Consider the following 14,391-nt stretch of genomic DNA (forward strand, 5'->3'; position numbering starts at 1 on the left):
GCTTTGGTCGCCACCGCACACCATGGCAAATGCCCGTTAGGCATTTACGTTTGCACAAAATGCAAGCGTTATGATCTTGCAGGCTTTATCTTACGATCCATCACCAAATAGCGCTTTCAATTCGCGTTTCAGGATCTTGCCATTGGCATTGCGCGGCAAAGTTTCGGGCAGGAAACGGATCGCCACCGGCACCTTGAACGCGGCCAGCCGCGCCGCCACCCAATCGCGCAGATCCTGTTCACTGGCGGCCTGCCCCGGTGCCAGATGGACCACTGCGGCCGGTTCTTCGCCCAGCGTGGGATGCGCGATGCCGATCACCGCTGCATCGATCACCGCCGGGTGATCATACAGCGCGTTTTCCACCTCGGCCGAATAGATGTTTTCGCCGCCGCGGATCAGCATGTCCTTGGCGCGGTCGACCACATAGCAGTACCCTTCGTCATCGATCCGCGCCAGATCACCGGTACGCACCCAGCCATCGACAAAGGTCTGCGCGGTGGCATCGGGGTTGTTCCAGTACGCCTTTACCACCATCGGCCCGCTCGCCCACAATTCGCCCACCGCGCCCGTGGGCAGATCGGCCAGCGTATCGGGATCGACCACGCGCAGATCGGCCACCGCCACCGGGGTGCCGCAACTGTCGGGGCGGGCCAGGTAATCGGCGCCGATGATATTGGTCACCGTCGCCATGGTTTCGGTCATGCCCCAGCCATTGCCGGGCACGGCGCCAAACACATGTGCGATCTTGCGCACCAGATCGGGCGCCGATGGCGCGCCGCCATAGGATACCGATTCCAGCGACGACAGGTCGTATTTTTCGCGGTCAGGATGCTCCAGCAATTGCCAGGCGATGGTCGGCACCCCGCCCGCCAGGTTGATCCGTTCACGCTCGATCAGCGCCAGCGCCGCCCCGGCATCCCAACGCCGCATAAACACCAGCGTGTTGCCGGCAAACACCGATCCCATCAACACCGCGCTGCAGGCGGTGACATGGAACATCGGCACCGACACCAGCGCTGTGCGTGGCCCTGGCGCGGGCGGCGCATCGCCGCTGCGCAACGTGGCAGAGGCCCGGACATAGGCGCCGGACAGGATGTTGGTCACCAGATTGCGGTGCGTCCCCAGCGCGCCCTTGGGATGCCCGGTGGTGCCCGACGTGTAAAAGATCGTCGCCGCCTGATCCGGGTCAAGATCGGCGACAGGCAGATCGCGGTCCGGCAACGCGCCATAATCCTGCGGGCGCCCGATCACGCTTTCCAGCGCCACCACCGCTTCGAAATCCGCACCCGCGCGTGCCCCCAGCCGCGCCCCGATTACATGTTCCAGCGCCGGCAAGCCATCGCGCAGCGGCAGTATCCGATCCAGCCGTTCACCATCGGCGATCACCACGCGGCACCCGGCGGTGTTCAGGCCATAGGCCAGTTCACCCCCGGTCCACCACGCGTTCAGCGGCACACAGATCGCCCCCAGCGTGGTCACCGCAAAGAACGCCACCGGCCATTCGGGCACATTGCGCATCGCCAGCGCCACCCGGTCACCCGGCTGCACCCCCAGGTCGGACAGATGCGCAGCCAGCGCCGCCGCCGCGCGAAACCAGCCATCGTAGGTCACGCGTTCGTCTTCATGGATCAGGAATTCGCGCGCGCCATGGCTGCGCCCGATCTGCGCCAGCACGCCCAGATGCGCGGGCGCGTTTTTCCAGGCGCGAAACGTGCGGCCATGCGCGGTCACGGTTTCCATTTCGAACGGCGCACCCGCCGCGCACAGCACCGCTTTTGCCTGATCCGGCGTCATCCCATCCCTCTTTTCATGTCCTGCCCGGTGATCCGGATCTGAATTACAACATCGCCTCGATCAATGCCGGGCCCTTGCCGGCCAGCGCACGCGCCAACGCAGCGCGAAAATCCGCAACCGTATCAACGCGTTCGGCCGGCACCCCCATTCCGCTGGCCAGCGCGCACCAGTCCAGCCGCGGATGATCGAGGCTGAGCATCGACAGCGCCTTTGGCCCGGCATTGCGCACGCCCACGCGCGACAATTCGATGTTGAGGATGGCGTAGGAGGCATTGTTGAAAATCACCGTCACCACGTTGAGCCGTTCGCGCGCCATCGTCCACAGGGCTTGGCAAGTGTACATCCCCGATCCATCGGCCTGCAACGCAATCACCTGGCGCCCCGGGCACGCCACCGCCGCCCCGGTCGCCACCGGCAACCCCTGCCCGATCGACCCGCCGGTCACCATCAGCCAGTCATGCGGCGCCGCGCCGCGCGTTGCCTCAAACAGCGCGGCGCTGGCGGTCAGCCCCTCGTCAGATACGATCGCACCCGCCGGCATCAGTTCGGCCAGCACCGCGCCCACGCCATGGGCGTCCAGCCGGTCACCGGCGGACGGCACCACGCGCGGCTGAATGCCCGCCGGGTCGGCCGGGGCATCCAGCGCGTCAGCCAGGTGTTCCAGCGCCGCCAGCATATCTTCGCGGCTGCTGGCCAGCCGCACCACCGTTGCGTCGTGCGGCCACAGCGTGCCGGGTTTGTCGGGATAGGCAAAAAACGCCACCGGCGGTTCGGTGCCGCAGGTCACGATGGTGGTACAGGGCGCCAGATATTCGGCCGCCATTTCCCCAAAATAGGGCAACCGGTCGATACCCACCCGCCCCACGCCGCGTTCAACCCGCGCGGCAAAGGTTTCGCACACCAGCCGTGCACCCGTTACCGCCGCAATCCGCCCGGCCATGTGAAGCGCATCGGCACGCAGCGCCCGCCCGCCCAACAGCAGCGCCACCGGGCCGGTGCTGGCGCGCAGGGCCTGCACAGCATCGGCAATCACCGCATCGGGCACACGCGGTGCCGGGGCCAGCGCGCGCGGCGCCACCGGTGCCGAACCTTCGGTCCAGGCATGATTGGCGGGCACGATCACCGTCGCCACCCGGCCCGGCCATTCCATTGCCGCGGCATAGGCCTCGGCACCCACTTGCGCCAGATCGCGCGCGCTTTGCGCGGTGCGCACCCAGTCGGACATCGGCCGCGCCACCCCGGCCGCATCCGATGTCAGCGGCGCGTTGAACTGCAGATGATACGTGGCATGATCACCGACCATGTTGATCACCGGCGACCCTGCACGGCGGGCATTGTGCAGATTGGCCAGCCCATTGGCCAGGCCCGGGCCCAGATGCAGCAGAGTCACCGCCGGCCGGTCCGCCATCCGCGCATAGCCATCGGCGGCGCCGGTCACCACGCCTTCGAACAGGCACAGCACCGCGCGCATTTCAGGCTGGCGGTCGATCGCGGCGACCAGCTGCATTTCCGACGTGCCGGGATTGGCAAAGCAGGTATCGACCCCGCACGCTGCCAGGGTGGCAACGAACGCCTCTGCGCCATTCATGTTCACGCCGTACACCATTCCGTTACATCCTGTCCGGATGCCATGGTGCAGGCGCAGTTCGCCGCGTCAAGCCCTGTCAGGCACTTGCACCCGCCGATGGTCCGCCCTGCCCTTACGGCAAGGCCAACCACCGTGCACGCGTTCATGAACGCCTGGGTATCAATGGCCGATGACGCGGCCTTGCGCGTTTTCTTCGCGGTTCAACTGGCGCTGTTCATGGCGGGTGATGTGGCCACCATGCATACGCGCGTCGGCGCGTTCCTGCCGGACGATCGCCCGTTCGTTCTGGCGCAGCGCGCGCGCCTGCGGGCCAGACAATTCGCCCTCACGCCGTTCGTGATTGATCCGCTTCATCTGGTGGTGGGCACGCGCCAGCACTTCATGCTGGCGCGGGTGATGCCGCCCCCATTCACCGGCCATTGCCGGATTGCCGGCCAGCGCCAGCACGGCAAAGCTGGCAACCGCAGCAATCATGGCAGGTTTGCGCATGGTGTTGGTGATCATGAAATTTCCTCCGCTAGCGGGTCGCAGGCCCTCTTGCCGCGTCCAACCACACAAAGCTGGATCATCAGGGTTTAACAAAATCTGATCGTGCGCTTCATCGCCTATTCAGCCAAAAAACGGCCCCGGAAGCATGCTCCCGGGGCCGATTTGTCATTTCTGCACTTTTGCCAATCAGGCGTCACTGTCCGCCAGTTCGTGGCCCAGGTCGATATACCGCGCCAGGTGGTGGTCTTCATCACCCAGTTCGTGGCCAATCATCACCAGCCGCTTGGCATAGTGCGACAATGCCAGTTCCCACGTCATGCCGATCCCGCCGTGCATCTGGATTGCCTCTTCGGCAACCAGCGATCCGGCCTTGCCAATCGTCGCCTTGGCCGCGCTGACGGCGCGTTCGCGTTCAACCCGCGTGCCCAGAAAACGGTCTGCGGCGTTGATCGCCGCGCTGCGCGCCTGTTCGATTTCCAGCGCCAGCGTCGCCATGCGGTGCTGCAGCGCCTGAAATTTGCCGATCGGGATGCCGAATTGTTTGCGCGTGCGCAGGTAATCCAGCGTCTGGTCGCGCAGCACATCCATCACCGCCACGCCTTCCCAGGCCAGCGCCACCAGCCCCAGCGCGCGCGCGGTTTCGATCACCGGCCCGGCGCCGCCCGCTTCACCCACCAGCACCGCCGGCGTGGCGGCAAAGGTCACATCGCCTGCGGATCCGCCATCGATCACCAGATAATCGCGCACCGTCATGCCGGTCGCGCCGCGGTCAACCAGAAATGTCGACAGCCCGGAGTCTCCGCGCGCGACCACCACCAGCCGATCGACCGTGCCCGCGCACGACACCACCGTCTTGGCACCATCCAGCACCCAGCCGGTTGCCGTCGCAGTGGCCCGGGTCTGGATGCCGGCCGGGTCAAACCAGGTGTCGGCCTCTTCCTCGGCATAACCCACCACCTGGCTGCCATCGATCAGCGCGGCCAGATCGTCGGTGCGGCCGGCCGCGGCCAGCACATGGCCGGCCTGCAATGCCGACAGCCACGGCCCGGTCGCAATCGCGCGGCCCAGTTCGCCAAACACCACGCCGACATCGAACGGCGATCCGCCAAACCCGCCCACGCTTTCGTCAAACAACGCGCTGATCGCGCCCAGTTCCGCCAGTTGCCCCCACACATCGCGCGACCAGCCCGATCCTTCGAACGCAGCGGTCTTGCGCTGCGCAAACGGCAGCTTGTCGGCCAGAAAGCGCCGCAATGAATCGACCAGCATCTGCCGGTCATCACCGAGTGAAAAATCCATCTTTCAGAGCTCCAGAATGGCTTTGGTGATGATTTCGCGCTGGACCTCGTTCGATCCGCCGAAAATCGACAGCTTGCGATCGTTGAAATAGTGCGTCGCCACCGGCCCGGCCCATTCCGGGCCAACCGGTTCGCCGTTCCAACCGCCTTCAAATGATTCGGGGATCCACGGCCGGGCATGCGTACCGGCGGCGCGGCGCATCAGGTCATCGATCGACTGGCGGATTTCGGTCCCCCGGATTTTCAGCATCGAACTTTCCGCGACTGGCGCCGCGCCTTCGCCGGCGGCGACCAGCACGCGCAGATTGGTGGTCTTCATGTTTTCCAGGTCGATTTCCAGCCGCGCCAGCCGTGCTGCGAACTGCGGGTCTTCGGCCAGGGGCCGCCCGTTGCGGCGCTGTGTGCGCGCGATTTCGACCAGTTCGCCAAACGCCGCCATCGATGCGCCGACCCCGGCGATGTTGGTGCGTTCATAGGTCAGCAGGTACTTGGCATAAGTCCAGCCGCGGTTCTCTTCGCCCACCAGATTTTCCACCGGCACGCGCACGTCGGTGAAAAACACTTCGTTCACTTCGTGGTCGCCCGACAACAGCTTGATCGGGCGCACTTCGATCCCGGGCGTGGCCATGTCGATCAGCAGAAAACTGATGCCGTCCTGCTTTTTGCCGTCGCTGTTGGTGCGCACCAGGCAGAACATCATATTGGCGTGTTGCGCCAGCGTGGTCCAGGTCTTCTGGCCATTCACGACATAATGATCGCCATCACGCACCGCGCTGGTTTTCAGGCTGGCGAGGTCCGACCCGGCACCGGGCTCGGAATAGCCCTGGCACCACCAGTCGCTGCCATCCAGAATGCGCGGCAGCCAATGGCGCTTCTGCTCTTCGGAACCGTATTTCAACAGCACCGGGCCAATCATCGACAGGCCGAACGGCAACACCCGCGGCGCATTGGCCAGCGCGGTTTCGGTTTCAAAGATAAACCGCTGCATCACGGTCCAGCCAGTGCCGCCCCATTCCACCGGCCAATGGTTGGCCAGCCAGCCGCGCGCATTCAGCAACGCATGCCATTCTTCGTGTTCCGCCTTGGTCAGATGCTGACCCTTGCGGATCTTGTCCGAAAGCCGGGTCGGCATTTTTTCGGCCAGGAAGGTGCGCACTTCTGCACGAAATGCCTCTTCTTCGGGCGTGAAGGTCAGATCCATGACTAATCTCTCCTGTCGCGACCGGCGCCGGTCAACGCGCGCGGCCGTTTCATCAATCGATTAACATAGCCTGCGCGCCGTACAAGTGACCATTTGGGGAAACGGGTGTGGGCAATACGTCACAGCAGGCGCGCAAAATCGGCCTTCACCGCAGTGCACCATACGCGTTCCGGCGTATCTGCGCTAAAGCCTGCCTGTGATCTAAGGAGCACATTGCGATAAAGTGCGTGGCGGCATAGCATTACGGCTTGGGCATCACGATCTGGCGGCCGCGAACTTTGGGGGGTTCTCGATTGGGGGACAGCAAGACACGCAGCGGGGGGCAACGGCGGGATCTGGCAGGGCCGGCCACCGCCGGTGGTTTTCCCGACGGCGCCACAACCGGCAGTTTTGACCGCGCAATCGAACGTGCGCGCTATCTGCTCGACCGCGCACCCGGTCTGGCCGAAGAACAGGCGCGCGAAATTCTGACAGTCCTGCCTACCAGTGCAGAGGCGCATCTGGTGCGCGGACTGGCGCTCTCGGCCATGCACCGGCTGGACGAAGCACGCATTGCCCTGCACGAAGCAGTGCGGCGCAGCCCCGACAGTTATGAGGCATGGCGCGCGCTGGCCGATGTGCTGGTGCTGCTGGGAGATTCGGGCGGCGCCGATTATGCCCATGCCCAGCAATTGCGCTGCCAGGCGGTCGACCCGCATTTGCAGGCAGCGGCGGTCGCCTTGTGCCGCAACGATATCCCGTTCGCCGAACGCGCGCTCAAGGATTATCTCAAACAGCACCCGACCGACATTGCCGCAATCCGCATGCTGGCCGAAGTGGCGGGGCGCATCGGGCGCTATCGCGATGCCATTTCCCTGCTGGAACGCGCGCTGGAACTGGCGCCACAGTTTGATCCCGCACGGCACAATCTGGCCACCGCGTTGTACCGATTTGGCGAAAACGGCCAGGCGGTACAGCATCTGGATGTGCTGCTGCAAAAATACCCGCGCAACAGTGCCTATCGCAATCTGGCCGCGGCCGCGCTGGGCAATATCGGCGAAGTTACCGCGGCGATCGAACATTATGAATTTTTGGTCGAACGCAACCCGGCCTCGGCCAAGATCTGGCTAAGCTATGGCCACTCGCTGAAAACCGTGGGGCGCCAGGCCGACAGTGTCGACGCCTATCGCCGGTGCATCGCGCTGGAACCGGGATATGGCGAAGCGTGGTGGAGCCTCGCCAATCTCAAGACGGTCACCTTCAACGCCGACGACATCGCCGCGATGCAGGCCGCGCTGGCCACAGATCCGGGCCAGATCAGCGTGGAAGATCGCTTTCACCTGCTGTTTTCGCTGGGCAAAGCGCATGAGGACCTGGGCGAGGACGAAGCGGCCTTCATCGCTTATGCCGAAGGCAACCGCCTGCGCCGCACCGAACTGGACTATGATCACGGCCGCACCACCACGCTGGTCGAACGGTCGCAGACAATCCTGACCGCGGCGTTGTTTGCCGGCCTGGCCGGGGGTGGTTGCCCTGCCCCCGATCCGATCTTCATCGTCGGCATGCCGCGCGCCGGGTCCACGCTGATCGAACAGATCCTGGCGAGTCACCCGCTGATCGAAGGCACGCACGAACTGCCGCAGATCATGATGATCGCCAACCGGTTCGGCGCGGAAAAGCCGAACAGCACGTATCCCGCAACGCTGCCACCGCGTGAACAACTGGGCGGTCTGGGCGAGGAATACCTGCGCGAAACGCGTATCCAGCGCAAAACCGACCGGCCGCTGTTCATCGACAAAATGCCCAACAACTGGATGCATCTGGGGCTGATCCATGCGATCCTGCCCAATGCCAAAGTGATCGATGCGCGCCGCCACCCGCTGGGCTGCTGTTTTTCCAATTTCAAACAGCATTTTGCGCGTGGCCAGGGATTTTCCTATGACATGGTCACAATGGGGAAATATTACACAGATTATGTGCGCATGATGGACCATATCGATCATGTGTTGCCCGGCCGCGTCCACCGTATATTTTATGAACGCATGGTCGAAGATACCGAGGCCGAAGTGCGTCGCCTGCTCGAATATATCGGCGTGGAATTTGATCCGGCGTGCCTGCGCTTTCATGAAAACAAACGCACGGTGCGCACCGCCAGTTCGGAACAGGTGCGCCGGCCGATCAACCGCGACGGCATGGACCAGTGGCACCGCTTTGACCAATGGCTCGGACCCTTGCGCGATGCGCTGGGTCCGGTGCTTACGGAATACCCATATCAGTGATGGCGCAAGGGGGCGCCACGTGATGACAATCAGTCGATTCAACCAGGGGGTTACGATGAGAAATACGCCAAATACCCGATACCGAACCGCGCGCAGGGCGTTGGTCGCTGCCATGCTGTCATCGGTGGCCGCACCGGCCCTGGCCGAGGAGGCACCCGCACCCGCACCGGCAGCGGTAGCCACCGTGATCCCGGGCGAAATCGTCGTGACCGCCACGCGCCGCAGTGAATCGCTGCAAAAGGTGCCGATCAGCATTCAGGCACTGAGCACGGCCGCGCTGGAGCAGCACCAGGTGCAAAGCTTTGACGACTATGTCAAATTGCTGCCCAGCGTGACCTTCAACTCGTTCGGCCCGGGCCAGAGCCAGGTCTATTTCCGCGGCGTCAACAGCGGCGCCGACGGGCTCGAAGTCGGTTCGCTGCCGACCGTGGGTACTTATCTCGACGAAATCCCGGTCACCACCGTGGGCAACTCGGTCGATGTCCACTTGTACGACATCCAGCGGATCGAAGCGCTGGCCGGGCCGCAGGGCACGCTGTTCGGCGCCAGTTCGCTGGCCGGCACGATGCGGATCATCACCAACAAGCCCAATGCCAAAAAGTTCGAAGCAGGCTATGACTTGCAGTTGAACAAGTTCGGCAAGGGCACTGCCGGTGGCACTGCCGAAGCGTTTGTAAACATCCCGCTGTCCCCCAACGCCGCGATCCGCATCGTCGGTTATTACGAACACGATGGCGGCTATATCGACAACACCTACAAGTCTCGGACGTTCACGCTGGACGATCCCGATCCGACGACCAACAAGACCGTCAACAACAGCAAGTTTGTTGGCGACAACCAGAACAAGGTGGATACCTGGGGCGGTCGTGCCGCGCTGAAGGTCGATCTGGACAGCAACTGGTCGGTCACCCCCGCGGTGCTCTATCAACGCCAGATCGCGCACGGGTCATTCGTGTTCGACCCGGCCGCAGGCGATCTGAAGGTTCATGACTTTCTTGATTCGGTCAACAAGGACGAGTTTGTTCAGGGCTCGCTGACCATTCAGGGCAAAGTCGGTAACTGGGACCTGACTTATGCTGGCGCCTATTTCGACCGCATCAGGCACAATCAGCAAGATTATTCTTACTATTCGGTCGCCTATGACCATTATTCGATCGCGGGTGGTTACGCCAAAACCGGGACCTATTACTACTACACCAAATTTCCCGACGGACATGGTGGTTATCTCGACCCCAACCAGTTCGAATACCAGAACATGCATTTTACCAAGACGACCAATGAAATTCGTCTGGCGTCACCCGCGAGCGAACCGGCGCGGATCACGATCGGCGCGTTCATGCAGCGCCAGACCAACAAGATCCACACCGACTTTGCGGTGCCGGGTCTGGGAGCCGCAGGCAATGCGACATTGCCCAACGACTTCCTGCGTCCAAACCCGCTTGCGCCCGACGCGGTGTTTTTCAAGACACTCAACCGCATCGATCGCGACTATGCGGTATTTGCCGAAGGATCGTATGACTTCACCCCGGCGCTGACGCTGACCGCCGGTATTCGCGGGTTCAAGGTCGACAACTCGCTCTATGGGTTTTCGGGCCCGGCCGGCCGTACCCGGCAAAACTGGTGTTTGCCGAGCAGCGATCCGTTCTACCCCTGCATCAACGTCAGGCAGGGCAGCCGCACGACGTTCATCAATGCGCCCAAGCAATACAAAGAGACCGGTGAAACCCACAAGGTCAGCCTGGCGTACAAGATCGACAGCGGGCACATGATCTATGCCACCTATTCAACGGGTTTCCGCCCGGGTGGCCTTGATCGCAACATCCCCAAAAACGATACATATACCATCCCGCCGACGCTGGCCGACAAGATCACCAACTTTGAAATCGGCTGGAAAACCAGCTGGTTTGCCAACAAGCTGCGGTTCAACGGCGCGATCTTCCATGAAAAATGGGACAAGATCCAGTTCACTCTGCCCGGCGCCAATGGCCAGAACTATCTGGTCAACGCCGGCGGTGCGGCGATCTATGGTATCGAAAGCGACGTGGCCTATTACACCGGCGGGCTGTCGCTGATGGGATCGGCGGCCTATATCGATGCGCATCTGACCGACACGTTCTGCATCAAACCGCTTAACCGGCCACTCGACTGCACCCCGGCCGGGACAAACTTGCCGACCACGCCAAAGTTCAAGGCCAATGCCACGGCCCGGTATGAATGGCGCGATCTGGACAGCAAACCGTTTGTCCAGGCCACGGTGAACCACCAGTCCGGGACACGCGCGGCGCTGCTCAACGCCTTTGTCGATGACACGCTCGATTACCTCGGTAACCCGACTCACCAGTTCGGGTACACGCAAGCGTTCACAACCTTCGATTTTTCGACGGGTGTGACGTTCAGTGGCGTGAAGCTGGAAGCGTTCATCCAGAACGCGTTCGACAACCGCGGCATCCTGTCAAAGATCGGCTCCTGCGGCCTGGTGGAATGCCGCGCCAATGGGCGCGTCTATCCGATCAAGCCACAATTGTTCGGGGTGAAAGTGTCGCAGCGCTTCTGATCGCTCTGCAAACTGCAAACGGGGGCGGTGCGCATGTCGCACCGCCCTTTTTTGTGCCCGCTCAATCGATGTGTTCGATCCCGTCGCCGATGATCGTGACCCACGCGTGGCGCCGCTCCTCGTACACCGAATAGGCCGGTGCCGGAAAATCCGGATCGGCAAACGCGCCCACCGCAATCGCGGTCACGCCAGGCCAATCAGCGTTCGTATAGGACAACGTTGCACCGCACACCGGACAAAAGCGGAATGTCGCCAGTGCCCCGCTGCCGCCCGCTTGCGACCATTCGCGATAGTCCCCGGCCAGTTCCAGCCGGTCATCAGGCCAGCGCGCCTGCACCGCAAATGCACTGCCGCTGCGTTTCTGACAGGTCAGGCAATGGCACACCGATGTGCGCACCGGCTCGCCCGTGGCGGTCGCGCGCAATTGGCCACAACGGCAGGTCGCGGTGCGGGTGATTGTCATCCACTTTGGTATAGCGCGTCGCCCATTGCGCGCAACGAATCGGACACCGCTGCATCGCGATGAAAGCGTCTTGCATTTGTATCTACAAAAGCATAGACAAATGTGATGAAAATCGCCGGGTTTGACTGGGATGACGGGAATTGGCCCAAATGCGGCAACCATGGCGTATCGCGTGACGAGATAGAGCAAGTTTTGATGGGCAGCCCCGCCGTCATGGCCGATCCCTTTCCCGATGAACCACGCATGCGCGCCATCGGAAAAACATCGGCCGGCCGTTATGTGTTCCTGGTTTTCATGCATCGGCAAATCAACGGCCAGAACAGACTTCGCCCGATCAGCGCCCGTTTCATGCACCAGCCGGAGATCGACCGCTATGAACACCATTCGTGAAAAAATGCCGTCGCTGCCAAGCGATGAGGCGGCCGAAGCGTTCGTCGCCAACGCCGATCTGACGCAATACGATTTGTCCGATTTTAAGCCGATACACTTTGAGATTGAGCCGAAGTCTGCCGCGCTGAACATGCGCTTGCCAGCTTCGCTGCTGGCCGCGCTAAAGGCCAAGGCAAAGGCGCATGGCATTCCCTATACCCGCTACGTGCGGATGTTGCTGGAAACCGATGTCGCTCGACCACGGTAGACCGGGGCCGAATCGTTTCGCTCAGGCGCGCAGCCCCTGTCGCGCCGCCCAGCGATAGAGCCACAGCACGCTGCCAAAGATCACCAGCACCGCCGTCAGCATACCCCACGGTGCAAAACCGGCGCCCACCAGCGCCAGCGGCCAATCGCGGTCGGGCACATGCAGCACGCCGGTCTTGGCGGCGGCGGTCACCCCGGCCAGCACGACATTGACCAGACTTTCGCCCACGATCAGCCCCGATGCCAGGATCACCCCCAGCCGGCGCACCAGAGCGGCCTGCGCCGGATTGGCAGCGCGCCGGTCGGCGTTGCGTTCGTACAGATGGCCGGCGATGGCGCCGATGATCACGATGCTGATCTTGCCAGGCGGAATATAGCCACCAAACGCGATCGCCAGGGGTGGCAGCCGCAACCCCCAGCGCCGTTCCAGCACGGCATCAAACACGATCAGCCCGACCCCGATCAAGGCGCCGGTGCCCAGCAGTGACCAATCGAGCGTGCCGCCGATGAACTGCCCGGCCAGCGACGCGATCAGCACCGCCTGTGGCGCGGCCAGCGCCTTTGGCCCCGCGCCCGCCACCCCGGCATAGCCATAGGCATGGCCCAGCAGCACCATGATCGGCGGGATCACCGCCGCGCCCGCGATCACCCCGATGATCAGCGCGACCTGTTGCCGCCACGGCGTGGCGCCCACCAGTTCGCCGGTTTTCAGATCCTGCAGATTGTCATTGGCAATCGTCGCCACGCCCAGCACAAACCCGGCCACCAGCAGCGCCAGCGCCAGCAGCGCCAGCGCCAGCAGCGCGGGCCGTGCCTCTATGCCCAGGTGCGGTTCAACCGTGACCGACAGCAGTCCGGCCGAACAGATCACGCCGATGATCGCCAGGCTCGACACCGGGCTGTTCGATGATCCGATCAACCCGGCCATATACCCGCACACCGCCGCAACCATGAACCCGGTCGCCACGACAAACACGATCCCCGCCACCATCAGCGGCGCCTCCAGCCCGGCCAGCGGTGTACCGCTGATAAACCCGTGCAACAGCACCCCCACCGGGATCAGCAGCAACAGCACCAGCGCGCCGATCCACCCAAACGACAGGTCCTGTTCGGTCCGTTCCAGCACCGCGCCCGTCCGCCGCCGGGCCTGCGCCGCAAAGGCAGAGGCAACCCCGCCCGCCACCGGTCTGGCCAACCGCACCAGCGTCCACAGCGACGTCACCGCCAGCGCGGCCGCAAAGATAAAGCGCACTTTGTGCCGCCACAGGTCCATCGCCAGATCGGCCGCCGGCACCGCTGACGGGTGCAGCAGGGTCATCACCGGCACCGCCACACCCCAGGCCAGCACCAGCCCGGTCAGCATCGCCATCCCTGCGGCCAGCCCGATCAGGTGCCCGGCGCCAAACAGCGCCAGTTGCATGCTGACCGTCATGCCCGTCGCCGCCGCGCCAAATCGCGCATAACCGGCCAGTTCCGACGCCAGCAGCCGCGTGCCGACCAGCAGCGCCATCAGCGCCGATGCAATCGATCCCGCCATCACCGCGCGCAACCCCAGCTGTGCCTCTGCCGCATCGCTGCCACCCCCGCGCGTGGCTTCGCCCGCGCGCAGCACTTCGGCCGCGGCCACCCCTTCGGGATAGGGCAGGTCCGACCCGGTCACCAGGCTGCGCCGCAACGGGATCGAATAGACCACGCCCAGCACACCGCCCGACGCACACAGCCAGAACGCCGGCCAGAACGGGATTTCCGTCCAATGCCCGATCATCAGGAATGTCGGCAGGATGAACACCATGCACGACAACGTGCCAGCCGATGACGCGATCGTCTGGACGATGTTGTTTTCCAGAATGCCCGAATCGCGAAATGGCCGCAGCACCGCCATCGCGATCACCGCCGCCGGGATCGATGAGGCAAAGGTCAGCCCCGATTGCAGGCACAGATAGATATTCGCGGCGGTAAACACCACGCAGATCAACCCGCCCAGAACGACGCCGCGAACCGACAGTTCAACCGGAGCCCGCGCTCCGGTCATGATTTGAACTGAGGTGTGCCACCCACCACCCCGCACCCCCGGCCCAACCGCCCACAGGGTACCATAAATGGGCGGTTG

General features: G+C 63.4%; 11 protein-coding genes. 4 read left to right on the forward strand and 7 right to left on the reverse strand.

Going from position 1 to position 14,391, the window contains the following annotated elements; all coding sequences use genetic code 11:
- Positions 1-90: 90 nt before the first annotated feature.
- From ABWP89_RS12840 to ABWP89_RS12860, 5 genes are all read right to left on the reverse strand, one after another.
- Positions 91-1,794 (reverse strand): class I adenylate-forming enzyme family protein, encoded by a 1,704-nt coding sequence (locus tag ABWP89_RS12840; RefSeq protein ID WP_353229720.1) that lies wholly within the window; start codon positions 1,792-1,794, stop codon positions 91-93.
- Positions 1,795-1,837: 43 nt separating this feature from the next.
- A complete protein-coding gene (locus ABWP89_RS12845; RefSeq protein WP_353229722.1) occupies positions 1,838-3,400 on the reverse strand; it encodes an acetolactate synthase large subunit in 1,563 nt (520 codons plus the stop codon).
- Between the two features lie 141 nt (positions 3,401-3,541).
- On the reverse strand, positions 3,542-3,886 hold the full coding sequence (locus tag ABWP89_RS12850) for a hypothetical protein (protein WP_353229724.1): 345 nt from the start codon (positions 3,884-3,886) through the stop codon (positions 3,542-3,544).
- 171 nt (positions 3,887-4,057) lie between these two features.
- Positions 4,058-5,170, reverse strand: a complete 1,113-nt coding sequence (locus ABWP89_RS12855) for an acyl-CoA dehydrogenase family protein (protein WP_353229726.1) — start codon at positions 5,168-5,170, stop codon at positions 4,058-4,060.
- A 3-nt stretch (positions 5,171-5,173) separates the two neighbouring features.
- On the reverse strand, positions 5,174-6,370 hold the full coding sequence (locus ABWP89_RS12860) for an acyl-CoA dehydrogenase family protein (RefSeq protein ID WP_353229727.1): 1,197 nt from the start codon (positions 6,368-6,370) through the stop codon (positions 5,174-5,176).
- Positions 6,371-6,705: 335 nt separating this feature from the next.
- Here ABWP89_RS12860 and ABWP89_RS12865 point away from each other — a divergent pair, with 335 nt between their 5' ends.
- Both ABWP89_RS12865 and ABWP89_RS12870 read left to right on the forward strand, forming a co-directional pair.
- On the forward strand, positions 6,706-8,628 hold the full coding sequence (locus ABWP89_RS12865) for a sulfotransferase (RefSeq protein WP_502915286.1): 1,923 nt from the start codon (positions 6,706-6,708) through the stop codon (positions 8,626-8,628).
- 124 nt (positions 8,629-8,752) lie between these two features.
- Positions 8,753-11,182: a TonB-dependent receptor gene (locus ABWP89_RS12870; protein WP_353229730.1), complete on the forward strand. Its 2,430-nt coding sequence runs from the start codon at positions 8,753-8,755 to the stop codon at positions 11,180-11,182.
- A 61-nt stretch (positions 11,183-11,243) separates the two neighbouring features.
- Here the strand turns inward: ABWP89_RS12870 and ABWP89_RS12875 are convergent, their stop codons facing one another.
- Positions 11,244-11,645 (reverse strand): GFA family protein, encoded by a 402-nt coding sequence (locus ABWP89_RS12875; protein ID WP_353229731.1) that lies wholly within the window; start codon positions 11,643-11,645, stop codon positions 11,244-11,246.
- Between the two features lie 105 nt (positions 11,646-11,750).
- Between ABWP89_RS12875 and ABWP89_RS12880 the strand changes: the two genes are divergently transcribed.
- Complete coding sequence (locus ABWP89_RS12880; RefSeq protein ID WP_353229740.1) at positions 11,751-12,035, forward strand: BrnT family toxin; 285 nt, start codon at positions 11,751-11,753, stop codon at positions 12,033-12,035.
- The gene (locus tag ABWP89_RS12885; protein WP_353229733.1) at positions 12,019-12,282 is read left to right on the forward strand and encodes a CopG family antitoxin; all 264 of its coding nucleotides are present in this window, start codon (positions 12,019-12,021) and stop codon (positions 12,280-12,282) included. Before ABWP89_RS12880 ends, ABWP89_RS12885 begins: the two co-directional genes overlap by 17 nt.
- Positions 12,283-12,303: 21 nt before the next feature.
- Here ABWP89_RS12885 and ABWP89_RS12890 read toward each other — a convergent pair whose 3' ends face one another.
- Complete coding sequence (locus ABWP89_RS12890; RefSeq protein ID WP_353229734.1) at positions 12,304-14,313, reverse strand: OPT family oligopeptide transporter; 2,010 nt, start codon at positions 14,311-14,313, stop codon at positions 12,304-12,306.
- Positions 14,314-14,391: the final 78 nt, after the last annotated feature.

This window comes from Novosphingobium sp., from assembly GCF_040398825.1.
Lineage (GTDB): Bacteria > Pseudomonadota > Alphaproteobacteria > Sphingomonadales > Sphingomonadaceae > Novosphingobium.

Excerpts from the sequence above, each read along its gene's own strand:
- ABWP89_RS12840 (WP_353229720.1), bottom strand. The coding sequence starts at position 1,794 with ATGACGCCGGATCAGGCAAAAGCGGTGCTGTGCGCGGCGGGTGCGCCG.
- ABWP89_RS12845 (WP_353229722.1), bottom strand. The coding sequence starts at position 3,400 with ATGGTGTACGGCGTGAACATGAATGGCGCAGAGGCGTTCGTTGCCACC.
- ABWP89_RS12850 (WP_353229724.1), bottom strand. The coding sequence starts at position 3,886 with ATGATCACCAACACCATGCGCAAACCTGCCATGATTGCTGCGGTTGCC.
- ABWP89_RS12855 (WP_353229726.1), bottom strand. The coding sequence starts at position 5,170 with ATGGATTTTTCACTCGGTGATGACCGGCAGATGCTGGTCGATTCATTG.
- ABWP89_RS12860 (WP_353229727.1), bottom strand. The coding sequence starts at position 6,370 with ATGGATCTGACCTTCACGCCCGAAGAAGAGGCATTTCGTGCAGAAGTG.
- ABWP89_RS12875 (WP_353229731.1), bottom strand. The coding sequence starts at position 11,645 with ATGACAATCACCCGCACCGCGACCTGCCGTTGTGGCCAATTGCGCGCG.
- ABWP89_RS12880 (WP_353229740.1), top strand. The coding sequence starts at position 11,751 with ATGAAAATCGCCGGGTTTGACTGGGATGACGGGAATTGGCCCAAATGC.
- ABWP89_RS12885 (WP_353229733.1), top strand. The coding sequence starts at position 12,019 with ATGAACACCATTCGTGAAAAAATGCCGTCGCTGCCAAGCGATGAGGCG.
- ABWP89_RS12890 (WP_353229734.1), bottom strand. The coding sequence starts at position 14,313 with ATGACCGGAGCGCGGGCTCCGGTTGAACTGTCGGTTCGCGGCGTCGTT.